At 65.0% G+C, this 15,259-nt stretch carries 11 protein-coding genes; 3 read left to right on the top strand and 8 right to left on the bottom strand.

The features are described from left to right. Window positions 1-2: 2 nt before the first annotated feature. Window positions 3-656: a glutathione S-transferase family protein gene (locus NE850_RS32620; RefSeq protein WP_310699872.1), complete on the top strand. Its 654-nt coding sequence runs from the start codon at window positions 3-5 to the stop codon at window positions 654-656. Window positions 657-685: 29 nt separating this feature from the next. On the opposite strand, the gene NE850_RS32615 is transcribed toward NE850_RS32620, so the two are convergent. Next, window positions 686-1,903: an amidohydrolase family protein gene (locus tag NE850_RS32615; protein ID WP_310699871.1), complete on the bottom strand. Its 1,218-nt coding sequence runs from the start codon at window positions 1,901-1,903 to the stop codon at window positions 686-688. A 231-nt stretch (window positions 1,904-2,134) separates the two neighbouring features. Between NE850_RS32615 and NE850_RS32610 the strand changes: the two genes are divergently transcribed. Next, window positions 2,135-3,166, top strand: a complete 1,032-nt coding sequence (locus NE850_RS32610) for a sensor domain-containing diguanylate cyclase (protein ID WP_007181847.1) — start codon at window positions 2,135-2,137, stop codon at window positions 3,164-3,166. Between the two features lie 26 nt (window positions 3,167-3,192). Here NE850_RS32610 and NE850_RS32605 read toward each other — a convergent pair whose 3' ends face one another. From NE850_RS32605 to NE850_RS32575, 7 genes are all read right to left on the bottom strand, one after another. After that, window positions 3,193-6,129: an Hsp70 family protein gene (locus NE850_RS32605; protein WP_310699870.1), complete on the bottom strand. Its 2,937-nt coding sequence runs from the start codon at window positions 6,127-6,129 to the stop codon at window positions 3,193-3,195. Then, window positions 6,126-7,994, bottom strand: coding sequence for an Hsp70 family protein (locus NE850_RS32600; protein WP_310699869.1), 1,869 nt, complete (start codon window positions 7,992-7,994; stop codon window positions 6,126-6,128). Before NE850_RS32600 ends, NE850_RS32605 begins: the two co-directional genes overlap by 4 nt. After that, on the bottom strand, window positions 7,991-8,569 hold the full coding sequence (locus tag NE850_RS32595; protein ID WP_007181850.1) for a DUF2760 domain-containing protein: 579 nt from the start codon (window positions 8,567-8,569) through the stop codon (window positions 7,991-7,993). Before NE850_RS32595 ends, NE850_RS32600 begins: the two co-directional genes overlap by 4 nt. A gap of 413 nt (window positions 8,570-8,982) precedes the next feature. Next, a complete protein-coding gene (locus NE850_RS32590) occupies window positions 8,983-9,780 on the bottom strand; it encodes a membrane integrity-associated transporter subunit PqiC (RefSeq protein WP_007181851.1) in 798 nt (265 codons plus the stop codon). Continuing rightward, window positions 9,777-11,396, bottom strand: coding sequence for an intermembrane transport protein PqiB (locus tag NE850_RS32585; RefSeq protein ID WP_007181852.1), 1,620 nt, complete (start codon window positions 11,394-11,396; stop codon window positions 9,777-9,779). Before NE850_RS32585 ends, NE850_RS32590 begins: the two co-directional genes overlap by 4 nt. A gap of 190 nt (window positions 11,397-11,586) precedes the next feature. Further along, window positions 11,587-12,552 (bottom strand): DUF2950 domain-containing protein, encoded by a 966-nt coding sequence (locus NE850_RS32580; RefSeq protein WP_007181853.1) that lies wholly within the window; start codon window positions 12,550-12,552, stop codon window positions 11,587-11,589. Window positions 12,553-12,574: 22 nt separating this feature from the next. Then, the gene (locus NE850_RS32575) at window positions 12,575-13,915 is read right to left on the bottom strand and encodes a DUF3300 domain-containing protein (protein ID WP_007181854.1); all 1,341 of its coding nucleotides are present in this window, start codon (window positions 13,913-13,915) and stop codon (window positions 12,575-12,577) included. An 877-nt stretch (window positions 13,916-14,792) separates the two neighbouring features. On the opposite strand from NE850_RS32575, the gene NE850_RS32570 reads away from it, so the two are divergent. Further along, complete coding sequence (locus NE850_RS32570; protein ID WP_007181855.1) at window positions 14,793-15,242, top strand: glycine zipper domain-containing protein; 450 nt, start codon at window positions 14,793-14,795, stop codon at window positions 15,240-15,242. Window positions 15,243-15,259: the final 17 nt, after the last annotated feature.

Raw genomic sequence — 15,259 nt, 5'->3', positions numbered from 1 at the left:
CCATGCTCAAACTCTACGACGACGAGCTGTGCGGCGACAGCTACAAGGTCCGCCTGATGCTCGGCCTGCTCGGTGTGCCGTATCGGAGAGAGCGCATCGAGCTCTATCCGTCGCGGCAGAATCGTACTCAGGAATTTCTCGCGATGAGTCCGCTGGGTCGCCTCCCGGTGCTCGAAGCGGACGGCGCGTTGCTGCACGATGCGCACGCGATTCTCGTGTATCTCGCGCGGCGTTATGGCGATGCCGCCAGCGGGCAAGCCCACTGGTTGCCGCTCGATGACCCGCTGCAACTCGCGCGGATTCAGAACTGGCTCGGATTTGCCGCGCAGTTGAGCGCTATGGTTTTTCCGCTGCGCGACGCCGTGTTGCATGCGCAGTCCGCGCCTCGCCGCCTGCCGGACATCGGAACGAACGAATCCAGAACCTTGCTGCGCGTGCTGGATGAAACCTTATGGTTCAATGAAGCCGCGGCCACACCGTTCGTGTGCGCGACTTCAAGGCCGACCATCGCCGACATTGCGTGCTTCGTGCCGGTGGCGCTGCTCGATGAAGCGGAGATCGAATCGATCGACTATCCGGCATTCAGACGCTGGAGCAGGCGGCTCAAACGTCTTGACGGGTTCACGACGATGGTCGGTGTGTACGCCGCCGTGTAAATTGAAGCCGGCCATTGCCACGCGCATTTTTAGTGGCTTGCGTGTGCCCCGCTGCGCGCGACGATGCGGCCGTGCGACACCACGAGCTTTCTCGGCGGCCGGGCGACGAGCGCATGCGCGACCGTGTCCGCATCCACCAGCACGAGGTCGGCGCGCGCGCCCACGTGCAAGCCATAGTCGGCGAATCCGCAGGCCTGCGCGGCGGTGGTGCTCACGCAGTCGAATGCGATGGCGAGGTCGTCGTCGCGGCGCAGGCCGTAGCGCATTGCGATCAGCATTGCGCGTTCGAGCATGTCGGGCGAGCCGTATGGCGTCCATGTGTCGCGCACACCGTCGTTGCCGCCGAACAATGTCACGCCTTTTTCGAGGCAGGCCTTGAGCGGCGGCACGGTTGTCGATGGCGGCGCGGTGGTGAGCAACGCAACGCGCAGATCGGCCAGCCGTTCGAGCAAGGCGTCGCGTTCGCGCTCGGGTAATGCACCGAGACAGAACGCATGACTGACCACCACTTGCCCTTGCATGCCGAGCGCCGCAACCCGGTCGAGCAGCAGACCGAGCGTGAACGCGCCGATTTCGCCCGGCTCGTGCAGATGGATGTCGATCGGCTTCGCATGCCGTTGCGCGAGATCGAAGGTCAGATCGAGCGATGCCACCGGGTCGCCGTCGATCAACGCGGGGTCGAGCGCGCCGAGCACATCGGCGCCTGCACTCAAGGCCTCGCCGAGCAGCGCTTCGGTGCCTGGCCGGCCAAGCACACCCGATTGCGGAAACGCCACGATCTGCATGTCGAGCACGTCGCCGAGCGTTTCGCGCGTGGCAAGCACGCCTTCCAGATGACGCAACCCAGCATCGGTGTCGATATCGACGTGCGTGCGCAGGCGCGTCGTGCCCGCCTGCATGAACGCGCGGGCGAGCGCGAGCGATTGCTGTCCCGCGTCATGTCCGCTTTGCGCTCGCCAGCGCCGTTCGTTTTCGATGCGGTCGGTGAGCTTCGGGCCGACCTCGTTGCGATACCATGGCAAGCCCCAGTTGGTTTTATCCAGGTGCGTATGTCCTTCGACAAAACCCGGCAGCAGCAATGCCTCGGTGCCGTCCTCGACGGTCACGTCCGGCTGGCGCGGCAGGTCGGGACCGAGCGCGGCGATGCGGCCGGCGGCGATTGAGACGTCGACGCGCGTGCCTTCCGCCAGACGAACGTCGGTGATGAGCAGGCCGGTTATCGGAAGGTCGAAAGCGGTCGTGGACATGAAAGCAGGGCGGCTGTTATGCGAGAGATAGAGGCCGGTGGCGTGTGGCCGAAGACGTGTTCAATTGTCTGATCAATAGACGCGTTGCCGACCCGGCGGGCAATGAGAGACGGCGAGTGAATTGTACTTCGCGGGACCACGCGGGCCATTCGCGCGGTTCTGGCGTTTGCGCACTCAAGTTTGGTGAGTATCTGCCGTTGACACGAGCTAATCACATTCTGGGATCGCGCCGTGCAACTCGCCTTCAGTAACGACCGTCTGTCCAGCCGGATGCAGTTCGATCCGTCCGTCGCCGGTGAACCCGAGGTGGAATCGTCGGTCATCGAATGGCTGCTGCATGACGATCAGGTGATGCGCGAATGTTTCACCCACGCAGCGGAAATCCTCAAGAGCGTGACCGGCGCGGCGATCACGGCGATTACGCTGCTCGACGAGGAATATCAGCATTACCGCGCCGAGGTCGGCATGGCGATGCCGCTCGTTACGCGCGCCCGCTCGCTTGCCGACTATGCGGTGCGCGACGCCGAGCTGTTCGTCATCGAAGATGCGCACAGCGATACGCGCTTCGGCGAATGCATGCTGGTGCAGCGCCATCCGTTCGTGCGGCTTTATGCGGCGATCGCGCTGCGCGCGCCCAACGGCGAAATCGTCGGCGCGTTATGCGCGATGGACCCGGCGCCCGGTCGGCTCGATGCGGGACAGCGCGCGGTGTTCTATCACCTGCGTGCAATGATCGAAAACGATCTGAAGATGCGCACGGCCACCGCGATCGATCCGCTGACTCAGTTGTACAACCGCCGTTTCCTGCTGGAAAGCATCACCCGCAGATGGAAAGAGGCGCGGGAGGGCGACGTGATGGGGTCAGTCGTGGTCGACGTGGACTGGTTCAAGCAATACAACGACACCTACGGACACCAGGCGGGCGATCACTGTCTGCGCAAGGTGGCCTCGGTGATGCAGGCGGCAGCCGACGGCGAACGCGTGATCGTCGGGCGCATGGGCGGCGAGGAATTCGGCCTGCTGATGTTGCAAGCGGAACCGGCAGCACTCGAAAACACGCTCGATACGCTCCGCCAGGGCGTGGAGGATCTGGCGATCGAGCATCGCGCGTCGCCGCTCGGCACGGTAACGGTGAGCGTGGGTGCGTCGCTGACGCGCATCACCGAAACATCACGGCCAGCGTATCGCGATGGTTTCGCGAGCGCTGATCGCGCGTTGTATCGATCGAAACATGGCGGTAGGAATCAGGTGACGATGGCGTAGTCGAGCGGGCCGGCACCGACGCCCGTTCAACTCGTGATCAGCTTCAGCCCCGCCGGCAGCGACTCGCCGAACACGCGGCCTTCGTCGGCGTTATCGAGCTCCACGCTCTCGCTCACCATCGTGATCCACGCGCGCGGCGCATTGGCCGCTTCGAGCCGCCGCACCACCGTACGACGCAGGTCTTCGGGCAAGTCGCGCGAGCGGTCGCCGGTCATGCGCGCGATCTGCACGGCGGCAAAGGCGGCGGGATCGACCTTCTTCCAGTCGAGCGCGAGTATCGCGTCGAGCCACGCGCCGGCAATCTCCGGCGGCACGACACTGTGCGCGCTGCCGTAGAACGGCCGACGCGCGCCGATACGGCCGACCGCCCACCAGCTTTGATGATTTTCAGCGGGCTTCTTCAGGCGGGCCAGCACCGACTCGCCGAGTTCGATCTTGCGCTCCACAGGAATCCGTTCGAGCGATGCACTGAGGCGGACCATATCGGTGAAGCCGGTTTTCGCGACGTCGAACGGCAGCTTGTGACGCGATTGCGCAGCCTTTTGCAGATACGCCATTGCGTCGAGCACACGCAATTGCGCGCTTTCGTCGAGGCCGCCGGCGGCGCGGCGCCAGAGCGTCCACCATTCGGACCAGACCTGGCTTTCGTTGACGTACTGGATGCCGTCGTCGAATAACGACCAGAGTTGTTCGACCCGCCATTCGTCGAGCGGATAGCCGAAACCGGGCCGCACGCAATAGCCCGCGAGATTCAGCCAGAGGCGCTCGTGATCCGCCGACCGCCGCCGCCGGCGCGCGCGTTCCCGCAGCGCGCCGAACAGTTCGCGTAGCAACGCGCTGTTCCAGCTCTCCCGCGGACCCAGCAATTGTTCGAGTTGCGAGCGCAGGCGTTTGACTTCTTTCGGGCCGACGTTTTGCGAGCGCGAGCCGAAGCTGCGGTCGATATGTTCGATCGCCTCGTCGAGCGCGGGGTGGCGGGACGGCGCGGCATCGTCCGTCAGGCTCACCTGCGCGTCTTCACGGCGCAACTGGAATTCGAGCAGCCAGCGCTGCGCCGGATTGTCCCGTTCGATACAGTGGACTTCGAGCGTGCCCACCTCGGTGAGCGACGTTGCGATCTGCACCGCGGTTTCGCGCGCGGTGCTCGCGCCACGCGGCTGCACGATGGTTGCGATCGGCGGCAGGCGAACGAAGTCGCCACCGGTAAGATCGATCAATTCGCCCGGCCGATACACCGTGTCCGCGCTCGACGAGACCAGATGAAAACGCACCGGATGCCCGAGCCGCAGCGCGAAGGTGCGATCCGCGATCAGGATCTCGTGGCCTTCTTCCGTGCCGCGCGGCAGCAGGCAGATGCCGCGTTGCGCGGGCTCGGCCTTGTGCTTGCCGTCGCTGGTTTCGTCGAGCACGAGAAAGTAGCTGCGTGGCGAGCCGCCGCCGATTTTCGGCGCGTTGCCCGCGCGCGCGAGCGCATAGGCGACCGCGCCGCGTGCTACGGCCACGTCGGGGTTGTCGTTATGCAGCAGGTTGAGCGCCTGGCCGCGCCACGCGCCCAGCGTGCTCGCCAGACGCTGCGTGAGCGCTTCGGCCCGGAACACGCCGCCGTTCAGCAGCAGCGTGTCGGGCACCGGCAAGGCGTTTTCGTCGTCGGCGGCCGGCGTGCTCGACGGCGCAGCGCCCAGCGCTTTGCGTGACTGCGCCGCGAAGCGTTCGAGGAATGCCGCGATATGACGTGTGACGGCGGCGTCGGTGGCATAGGGCAGGCCGAACTCGACGATTGCGCCACGCGGCCTGCCAGGCCGTTCGTTCGATGCCACCGCCGGAAAGAAACCGTCGACGATGATCCGCTCCACTTCCTCGCGCGTGACCTGTGCCGTGCGCGCACCGCCGATCAGCTTCGAGCCGGCGCCGAGCAGCGTGACCGATGCGGAGTCGGGCGCCTGCGGACCGAGCAGAAGCTCCTTCGCATTGCGGCAACGCTCGACCAGTTGCGACAGGCTCGCCGCCGACAAGCGCGTGCGCCCGCCCGCCTGGTCGGCGCCCGGCAACCGCGCTTCCACCAGATGCGCGAGCGCCAGATCCATGTTGTCGCCACCGAGCATCAGGTGATTGCCCACACCGATTCGCGTGAGCCGAGGCTCGCCGTCGCTCAGGCCGACTTCGATCAGCGTGAGGTCGGTGGTGCCGCCGCCCACGTCGCAGATGAGAACCAAACGGGTGTCCGCGAGCTCGCTTGCAAGCCGCTCGCGATGATGAAACAGCCAGTCGTAGAATGCCGCTTGCGGCTCTTCCAGCAGCTTCAGATTGTGCAAGCCGGCCATGCGCGCGGCTTGCACGGTCAATGCGCGCGCGCCTTCGTCGAAGGAAGCCGGCACCGTGAGCACCACGTCCTGACCTTCGAGCGGCGCGTCCGGAAAACGGTGATTCCACGCGGCGCGCACGTGTGCCAGATAGCTCGCGCTGGCTTCGACCGGCGAGACTTTGAGGACGTCGTCGGCGGCGCCCCACGGCAGGATCGGCGCAACGCGGTCGACCGACGCATGCGAGAGCCAGCTCTTCGCGCTCGTCACCAGCCGCCCCGGCACCTGAGCGCCCAACAGGCGTGCGAGCCGGCCGATCACGACCGGCTGTGCTTCTTTCTTCGCTTCTTCCTTTGCTTTTGACTGCGCTCGTGACTGCGCTTTGCGCTGAGCTTCGGCTTGAGCGCCGGTCTGGTCCGCACTGGACCACGGCAATTGCAGATCGCCGGGGTTCAGTTCGCCTTGCGCCGCGTGATAGCGCACCGAGGGCAGAAGCGGCCGCGCGGCCACTTCGCCCGGACTCACCAGTTGCTCGATCTCGAAGACGCGAATGAGTTGCGACTCAATCCGCGACCCATCCGATGCTCCCATCTGCGCATAGGCGAGCACCGTGTTGCTGGTGCCGAGATCGATGCCGACGCTGTACCGCTTCATCTCAGTCATGCATTCGCGTTGCCGCGCACGTCGAACTCGACTTTCCAGCGCTCGTCAGTCCCGCGCGGCACGGCTTCGAGTTCGAGCGTGCCGGCTTCGGTGACGCGCGCGTGCAGCTTCACCGGCACGACTTCGCCGGCGGTGCGGCCGGCGGCGGGCAGCGTGGCCTGAATCTCTTCGAGCTCCTGTAATTCATCAGCGCCCCAGAAGTCGAGCAGCGTGCCGACCTGATCCTGACGCCGTACCGACGAGCCGAAGAAGCGGAAATGCACGGGCTCGCCGACCACCAGCCCGAATTCCTGCGCGGGCAGTTCGGCTTCGGTGCCTTCTTCCATGCCGAACGGCGCCACGCACAGCGCCTGGATAGGCGGCTCGAGGCCTGGCACCGCGGGCATCGCCGATTCGATCGCGATGTAGTACGCGCGCGCCGTGCCGCCGCGAATCCGCACGCCCTGGCCGCGTCGCACGTAACCGTAGTAGGCCGCGCCGCGCGCGACGGCGAGATCCAGATCGGCGCCTTCGAGCAGCCGCGCCGGCGCCGCGCCTTCCGCAGCGAGCCAGCCGTTGAGCGTGCCCATGATGCGTTCGACCAGCAACGGCGACTTGAACACGCCGCCGTTGAACAGTACCGCCGTGGGATGCAGGAAACTGGCGTTTGGCGCCGTGGCGATGTCACGCAGCCCGTCCAGTTCTGCGAGCGCGCCCACCTGACGGCCGAGAAATGCCGCCAGGTGCCGCGTGATGCCCGCGTCCTGCGCATACGGCAGGCCGAGCTGCGTCAGACCGGCGCGCGCGCGGCTCACCGGACGCGCGGCGCAATCCACCTGCGGGAAGAAGCCTTCCAGAATCGTCTGAGTCAATTCGGCGCGCGTGAGCTCGGTGCGGATCGAGCCGCCGATCAGCTTCGAGCCGCGGCTCGGCACGACGAGCGGCACGGTATCGGTGGCCGGATCGCTGAGCAGCGTTTCCTTCGCCGAGCGGCACGCATAGGTGAGGGCGCGCAGTTGCCACGCGTCGGCCTGGGTGCCTTGCGCCGCGAGCTTGCGCGCGACCACGTGCGCGAGCGCGAGATCCATGTTGTCGCCGCCGAGCAGAATATGTTCGCCGACCGCGACGCGATGCAGTTCCAGATTGCCTTCGCGCTCGATCACGGCGATCAGCGACAGGTCGGTCGTGCCGCCGCCCACGTCCACCACGAGAATGATGTCGCCTATCTTGACCTGCTTGCGCCACTGCCCGCCGCTTTTCTGGATCCAGCTATACAGCGCGGCCTGCGGTTCTTCCAGCAGCGTCATGCTGCCGTAGCCGGCGGCCGCGGCGGCTTCGGCGGTCAGTTCGCGAGCGGCCGGATCGAACGATGCCGGGATCGTCACCGTAATGTCCTGCGCGCTGAACGGCGCGTCGGGATGCACATGATCCCAGGCTTCGCGCAAGTGGGTCAGATAACGCACCGAGCTTTCGAGAGGCGAGACGCGCGCGACTTCAGGCGGCGCGTCGTTGGGCAGAATCGCGGCGCGCCGGTCGACGCCCGGATGGCACAACCAGCTCTTCGCGCTCGACACGAGCCGGATCGGCGTGGCTGCGCCGCGGCTGCGGGCGAACTCGCCGACCGCGAATTCGCGCTGGCCGGTCCACGGCAGATAGAGGTCGCCCGACGCAAGTTCGTCGGGATGCGGCAGGTAAAGAAACGAGGGCAGCAGATCGAGATTGTCGATCGCGCCCGGACCGGTTAGCTGGGCGATCGGCAGCACGCCCTGGGTGGTCTTTTCGCCGTCGCTCGCGCTCGTGTCCACATAGGACAGCGCGCAGTGCGTGGTGCCGAGGTCGATGCCGATGGCGTAGCGCGATGCGCCTGGCTGGCGTGCGTCGCTCATAGCTCCACCTCGGCCGGTGCGATCACTTTCGCGTCGTGGCTGTCCGCGAGCTTCGGCAGACGCACTTCGTCGACTCGCCAGCCGCGATGGCTGATGCTGCCGTTAAACGGCGCGCGGCCGACCACATTGCCGGTCAGGCGAATCGAGGCCGCGTCGAAACCTTCCGCCAGCGTGATGCGGCTGCCTTCGGCTTCGTCGCGCACCGGGCGGATCGTGAAGTGCTCGCGCAGCGTTGCGCGGCAGCCGTCGTGCACGAGGCGCGCGGCCGCGCCGATGTCGGCGTCGCTGTAGCTCTTGATGTCTTCCTCGACGAAATCGATGAAACGCGCGTCGCGTTGCAGCAGGCCGAGCAGTTGCAGCGCGGCGTCGGGACTGGCTTCCTTCAGCACGGGCGCGGGCGGTGGTGCGGGTGTGGGGGCCGGCGCAGTGACCGGTGCAGGCGTGGCGCGGGCGGCAGCGCCGCCCTGACGCAGACGCAAGACCCCGGCGGCGAATTCGCCATCGCCGAGGATGCGGAAGAACGTGCTCACGGCCAGGGAAATCCTGCCGAGGAAGGATGGGTTCGAATCGGTCATAAATGCTCCTGAGGTGCTCTGTTGAAGGACGAGCTGTCCTGGCTGCGCCGTACGTGACGGGCCGCGCCGCCGCGCTGGGCTTGAGCGGGCCGTCGACGTGCGTCGTGGTGAGGCCGGTGGCATGGTTGCCGCCGGCGTCTGATCGAGCCGGGAGCGCGGCGCCATTTGCGCGCGCAAAACCCGTATTTTGCCTCGTGGCGCGCCGGACGCGGGCAAAGCCGACCATTCTAGCGGGCAATGCGGCCAGATTGGCGGGTTGTCACGGGCTGGTGGGGCTGTTGGCGGCTGTTACTCGACGGCGACGAAGTGGCTTTGGTTTGCGTGCGTAATGGTTGATTGATGGCTGCTCGATGTTCTCTACGCCGGACGGAACAGTGGGGCCACGCGGAACAGTGGAGTCCGGTTGGAGTCCGCTAGTCCGCTGGGCAGGGCACGCCGATGGCCGGCCGGCGCACGCGCGCAGTCGTCGCGCCCGTTGTGGGAGCGGGCGCGGTGCGTGCATCCGGTGAAGTGTTGAGCGCTTCGACGCCAGCGGCAATTTTCGTAGCAACCTGAGCGAGAGCGAGCCGGTGGCCGGCCACCAGCGCATCGTAGCTGCTCGCCACTGTCTCGCTGACGACGCTGCGGCAGGTCAGCACAGTTTGCGAATACAAGGGCCTTACGCTCCACACCGCATCGATCAGTGCATGCGAACCGGGCCACGACTCGAAACGCTGCACGCTCACACTGACGCGATAAACCAGCGCGCCTTCGGGATGCGGCGTGTTGAACACGTCGATGGCGTCGAGCTTCTGAGTCAGATCCAGCGACAGCGCTTGACGGATTTCGTCGGCCGGCAGCGATGCCCAGCGCGTCTGTTCGAGCACGTCGACCTGGTTCGCGCCGGTTTGCACGACGAACGCGGTGCGCGCAACCTGTGGCGGCACGTCGACGGGCGGCACTTCGATCAGCAACGGTGGCGTAGCGGCATTGTGCCCGGCTATTGGCGCGTCGCTCGAACCCAGCGTGTAGAAGCGGCTCGACGGTGACGAACAGGCGGTGAGCGCAGCCAGCCCCACGCAGGCCGCGATGCCGGCGATCGAGCGGGGCGCAACGTGGGCAACCGCGTGCGCAGCCACGCAGTCAACCACGCGCTGAACCGGGCGATCAACCGAGCGGGCGGCGGCGGAGCCGGCTGGCCGCCGCCCGCAGTCGGGCTGCGAGGTGATCATGGTTTGTCTCCGGGTTTGCCGCGCACGAGCGACTCCGGATGACGCTCCAGATAGTCGGCCAGCGCGTTCAGCGATTGCAGCGTGCGGGTCAATTCCTGCAGCGCCTCATGCACATCCGACTGCAACGGCGAATCCCTCTGCAAAGTCGCTTCCGCTGAACCGAAGGTCTGCCTTGCTGCCGCGAGCGTGTCGCGCGCCTGCGGCACGACCTCGTTGTTCAACCGATTGAACAGCGCGTCGGCGTTTTTCAGCGACGTGTTCAGGTTCGAGCCGATCTGATCGAACGGAATCCGGTCGAGCTTTTTCGCGATGTCGGCGACCTGCACTTGCAACGCGTCGAGCGTGTTCGGAATGGTCGGCAGTTCGACCGGGTCGCTGCCGACGTCGAACTTGACGGGCGCCGCTTTCGGGAAGATATCGAGCGCGATGTACAACTGGCCAGTCAACAGATTGCCGGTGCGCAACTGGCCGCGCAGGCCGCGCTCGACGAGACGCCGCAGCAGTTCGTGGCTGGCCGCGGTACGGGCCTGCGGCATCGTCGCGCTGCGGGCGCGCCGTCTGAGCCGGTCCGGGTACAGGTCGAGCGTCACCGGCATTGTGAAACTCTGCGTTTGCGGATCGTACTCGACACCGATGCCCGTCACCTGTCCCAGCGCGATGCCGCGGAAGTCGACCACCGCGCCCACCGAAAGCCCTCGCAACGACTGGTTGAAATTCATCACGGCGCGCACGGGTATGCCGTCCGGCGCACGCATGGCGTCCGTCTCGTCGGATGCCAGACGGAAGTCGGTTTTCTCCGCCGCCTGCACGCCCATTTGCTGTCCTGGCGGCGTCTGGAATGCGAGGCCGCCGACCAGAATGGCCGCGAGCGACTGCGTGTTGACGACGAAGCCGGCCGAGTCGAGCCGCACATTGACACCGCTTGCATGCCACCAGCGCGAATTGGTGCCCACGTACTGGTCGTACGGTGCGGCGACGAACACTTGCATGGTGACGCCCGTGCCGTCCTTGTCGAGAGCGATGCCGTAGACCTGACCCACCTGCACGCGCCGGTAGAAGATCGGTGAGCCGATGTCGATCGAGCCGAGCGAATCGCCATGCAAGACAAAGCGATGACCTTTCTGGTCGGCTGTGATGGGGGGCGGCGTCTCGAGCCCGACGAACTCGGTTCGAGTTTCTTTGGAGCGGCCGACGTCCACGCCGATATAAGCACCCGAGAGCAGCGTGCCGATGCCCGACACACCGGAGGCGCCCACGCGGGGACGAACCACCCAGAAGCGTGTGTCCTTGACCGCGAAGTTTTCCGCCTGCTTGGTGAGTTGCACGGCGATCTCAACGTGCGTCTGGTCCTTCGACAGCGTGATCGCCTTCACCGAACCGATTTCGACATCCTTGTATTTGACCTGGGTCTTGCCGGGTTCAAGGCCTTCGGCATTGTCGAAGACGATCGTGATCGCCGGGCCGCGTTCCGTGACGGACCTGACGACAAGCGCGATGCCGATCAACGCCGCGATCAGCGGCACTAACCAGACAAGCGAGGGCAACCAGCTACGCGGCGGCGCAACGTCGGGATCAGGCAAATCAGGCGGTAAGCTGGATCCTTGCGGGCTACTCATGACTGGGCTCCGAAGCGTAACTGGATGTGTCCTGACTCTCGCTCGCCACGTGCCTGCGAATCGGGTACGGGGCGAACTGCGTCGCTGTGGTCATCCTGTGTTCACCGCGTGTCGCCCCGCGCGCATCGCTTACACCGGGCATCGCGCAAGGCGCCATACGCTGGCGGTGCCGATGGCGCGGATGCTTCGCTCAGGGCTGCACGGCCTCCCACGACGAATCCGGATCGAACGATTTGAGCCCGGCCGCGATACGCGCCGACTGCGGCCCGAGGTTCTTCTGATAAACCAGTCCGTCCTGATTGACGATGAAGCTCATCACGCCTGTCCTGCCATACTCGGCGGGCCACGCGACGAGGCCGAAACCCTTCGTCATCGTGCCGTTCTCGACGTAGTTCTGGCTCCCCCCCTTCGCATGCGGTCCTTGCGCGCTCAGGATACGGAAGTGATACCCGTGATAACCCTCCTTCGCGACGGAGCCGGTGTGCGGCATAGCCGCGGCAAGTGGGCCAAGCGGGCTTTCCGGTTCCCCCGGCGCACTCTGCCAGTACAAACCGTCGTGCTGGCCTGGTGTGCTGAGAATGCGCTGCGCGTAATGCTGGGTCAATTCCCGGTAGTCGTGTTGCGCGTCGAGATAGGCAAGCGACGTTAGCATGGCCGCGCGTTCGTTGCGGCCGATACGGCGCGTCATGATTTCGTCGCGACCGGCTGCGGGATCGAAACGCCAGCCGCCGGACGTTTGCACGAGAGGAATCGGCAAGGTCCAGCCACTGGTGCCGACCGAAAGATGCTTGCTCGCGTGACCGTTTAACGGCGCAGGGTCGTCGACGATCTGGTGTCCTGCCGCCCACGCGCCGAGAAACTCATAGATATCGTCTTCGCCGACATTTTTGGTCGGGATGAAACGGGTGAAGTCCTTGCCGAGCACATGCTGCATCGCTGCGTTGTCGTTGCTGGAAAGCGCGTCGACAAAAGCTTTGGAAGCGGCCTCGGGGGTCGGGTATACGGCTTGTGCATGCGCTGCTGACGCGCCCAGCAACAGCGCGGCAAGCCCGAGCGCGGTGCCGGCGAGGCGCGGCTTGGGAGCGCAGGCGAGGGCGTGTGCGAGCGTGTCGGCAAGACGTGCGCCGAAGGTCTGGAACGTGCGGATACGGGTCATGAGCGGCTCCTGTGAAATCGGTTCAATGTTGCCGGCCGAAATGACGCTGGCCGCCGCCGCCCGCACCCAGACCGCCGCCGCGCTGCTGTCCGCCGCCACCCGCGCCGAAGCCGCCGCCGCGTGGTTGTCCACCTCCGCCCGCGCCGAGGCCGGCGCGTTCGCCACTGCCCCCCGCTCCCAGATTGCCGCCACGTTGCTGAGCACCGCCGTTCGCGCCAGGACCGCCGCTGCGATTGTTCGCGAGTGACTGCCGGCTTGCTTGCCCGCGCTGCATGTCCTGCTTCGCGGCGCCGCCGTCACCCGCGCCGCGCAGCGCATTGTCGCGGTTCACGTTTTGCGCGTTGTTGCGAAGGTTGGCGGCATTGTTGCCGCCTTGCTGGATACCCTGTAGGCGCTGACTTGCCGTACCGCCCAGGTTCTGCCCGGTACGGTTCTGCAATGTCTGCTGCGCCTGCGCACGCGAGGCCGACATATCACGCCCGCGATACGCGTCTCGCTGCGCGCTGCCCACGTTGGCCGAGGTATTGCGATTGAAAGTCGAATTGCGATTCCAGTTCGTCGTGCTGCTGTTCACGTCGAGCCGGCGATTGACATTGATGTTGTTGTACTGATTGACGTTGATATTGACGCTGTGATTGTTCCAGTTGACATTGCTCCACAGAGAGCTGGTGATCGCGACGCCGACGCCGAACGCGAGTCCCGCAGCGAGCCCGCTGGCCACCGCATAGCCCGGTGGGGGAGGCACGTATACGGGCGGATAGGCCGGATACGGCCACGTGCCGTAGACGACCGTGGGGTTATACGTCGGCACGTACACGACCTGGGGATTCACCGGCACGATCTGAATGGTGCTCTGCTCGACGACGACTTTCTGCTGTTGGTTGGTCTGCAGGTTGCCGGCCTGCTGGGCCTGTTTGCGCAAGCGCTGCACGGAGTCCATCACGTCGTTCGGCTGTGCGAGAAAGGCATTGCCCAGTTGCGCGACCCAGTCGGGTTTCGACGCCATAGTGGCCAGCACCTGAGGGAAAGCCACCAGCGATTGCACACTCGGATCCCACGGCTCTGCCGCAACTGCCTTCACGGCGTCGTCGCCCTTGAGGTTCGGATTGGCTTTCGACCACGCTGCCGCCGCCGGCACGTCTTGCGCAAAGGTGGAGGCCATCAGCACCTGGGCGAGGAGCGCGTCCGGGTAGAGTGCGATCGGCGCGGTCAACGAGTCCAGTTGCTGATTCGAGATCTTGGCCGGCGCTTGCGCATAAGCGGCAGGCGCCGCGACTCCGAGCAGGAGCGGCGAGCCGGCCAGTACGGTCAATGCGACTAGAAAAATCCGCGATCTTCTCTGGTATGCCCTGGAGCGTTTCACGATCAAGTCTCCCCTGTTGGAAGTTGTATATAGCGCGGTGGTGCGGTGCGCGAGACGTCGACCTCGTAGCCGTGCCTTCGCGCGGTGGATTGCCTGGGCGGGTCTGATAACTGGCGTAGCCGACCGCCTCTTAAGACCCACGCAAGACCCACGCAAGACCCACGCAAGACCCACGTAGATCGCACTTCGAATGGACTCCGAATCGTGCTGCAGGCTACGCTCACTGGTTGACAAGCTTGATGGCAAGATTAATAAACCTTTTCCCTCGAAGTGTGCAATCTTTTGCTCAAATAAATTCTTGTTGAATTTCTTTTGCTGATGGATTAGCGGCTTGACGCTTGAAGCGCTTTTTCCGACCGTCAGCCCATCTAACAATGTCCTTGCGTTTCGTGCACGGGTCTCATATGGTGATTGAATAACATTGAGATAGTCGGCGTGCTGTCCGAAGAGGTCAAGCCACACATGATTCAGCCTGCGCCCGTTTCGTTTTTTCGAGAAACGCTTTTCGAGGAAAGTTGCATGCAGCAAGCGATCGCTCTTTCTTAATTCACGCTTCATACGGGGCGTTCCGTTGTCCATTTGCGCGGACGCGCAGCCCAACCCGACTGTTCGAATCACGGCGCACGGACATCTTGTCGCATCAGTCATCTATGCGTTCAAGGTATCGTTCGAAAACTGTGCATGAAGCGACAGAATATTAGCGCGGCTCGATATCAATCGATTAATGTAAAAACACATTTACGTTAAGTGTTTTCCGAATCCTTTCAGCTAAGCTGCGGTTCCTTCTCCGTAGACCTGTAAAGCGGCGATCGGTGCGTGCGGGCACATCTGATCCGTGCACGTGCCACTCAAGCGCTCAACCCATTGAGAGACCGATATGAAACGATTCGCCGTGATGATCCTGGCCAGTGTGAGCGCGCTCGCCCTGGCGCAAAAACCGGCCGTTTATCCTGCGCATGGACAAAGCCAGCAGCAGCAGATGTCGGACGACGGCGCCTGCTACTCATGGGCGAAACAAAGCACCGGCATCGACCCGGCCGTGGTCGCGCAAACGCCTCCGCCGCCGTCGGGCCCAACCGGCGCGCGCGTCCGGGGTGCTGCACGCGGGGCCGCGGCAGGCGCGATCGTTGGTGACGTGAGTAACAACGACGCCGGACACGGTGCCGCAGTCGGCGCGACCGCGGGCGCGCTCGCCGGCGGTGTGCGCAGCCGTCAGCAACACGCTGCGCAGGCGCAAACGGCGCAGGCCAACCAGCAATCGGCAATGAGCACTTATTGGCACGCTTATGGAGCCTGCATGCAAGGTAAAGGCTATACGGTTCAGTAAGGTTCGGTAGCAGCTGG

Source organism: Paraburkholderia sp. USG1 (genome assembly GCF_031570135.1).
Taxonomy (GTDB): Bacteria; Pseudomonadota; Gammaproteobacteria; order Burkholderiales; family Burkholderiaceae; genus Paraburkholderia; species Paraburkholderia dioscoreae.
Note: the sequence above shows the minus strand (reverse complement) of the source record. Positions and strands in the feature narration are given on the sequence as shown.

Excerpts from the sequence above, each read along its gene's own strand:
- NE850_RS32595 (WP_007181850.1), bottom strand. The coding sequence starts at position 8,569 with ATGACCGATTCGAACCCATCCTTCCTCGGCAGGATTTCCCTGGCCGTG.
- NE850_RS32615 (WP_310699871.1), bottom strand. The coding sequence starts at position 1,903 with ATGTCCACGACCGCTTTCGACCTTCCGATAACCGGCCTGCTCATCACC.
- NE850_RS32580 (WP_007181853.1), bottom strand. The coding sequence starts at position 12,552 with ATGACCCGTATCCGCACGTTCCAGACCTTCGGCGCACGTCTTGCCGAC.
- NE850_RS32605 (WP_310699870.1), bottom strand. The coding sequence starts at position 6,129 with ATGACTGAGATGAAGCGGTACAGCGTCGGCATCGATCTCGGCACCAGC.
- NE850_RS32600 (WP_310699869.1), bottom strand. The coding sequence starts at position 7,994 with ATGAGCGACGCACGCCAGCCAGGCGCATCGCGCTACGCCATCGGCATC.
- NE850_RS32585 (WP_007181852.1), bottom strand. The coding sequence starts at position 11,396 with ATGAGTAGCCCGCAAGGATCCAGCTTACCGCCTGATTTGCCTGATCCC.
- NE850_RS32570 (WP_007181855.1), top strand. The coding sequence starts at position 14,793 with ATGAAACGATTCGCCGTGATGATCCTGGCCAGTGTGAGCGCGCTCGCC.
- NE850_RS32590 (WP_007181851.1), bottom strand. The coding sequence starts at position 9,780 with ATGATCACCTCGCAGCCCGACTGCGGGCGGCGGCCAGCCGGCTCCGCC.
- NE850_RS32620 (WP_310699872.1), top strand. The coding sequence starts at position 3 with ATGCTCAAACTCTACGACGACGAGCTGTGCGGCGACAGCTACAAGGTC.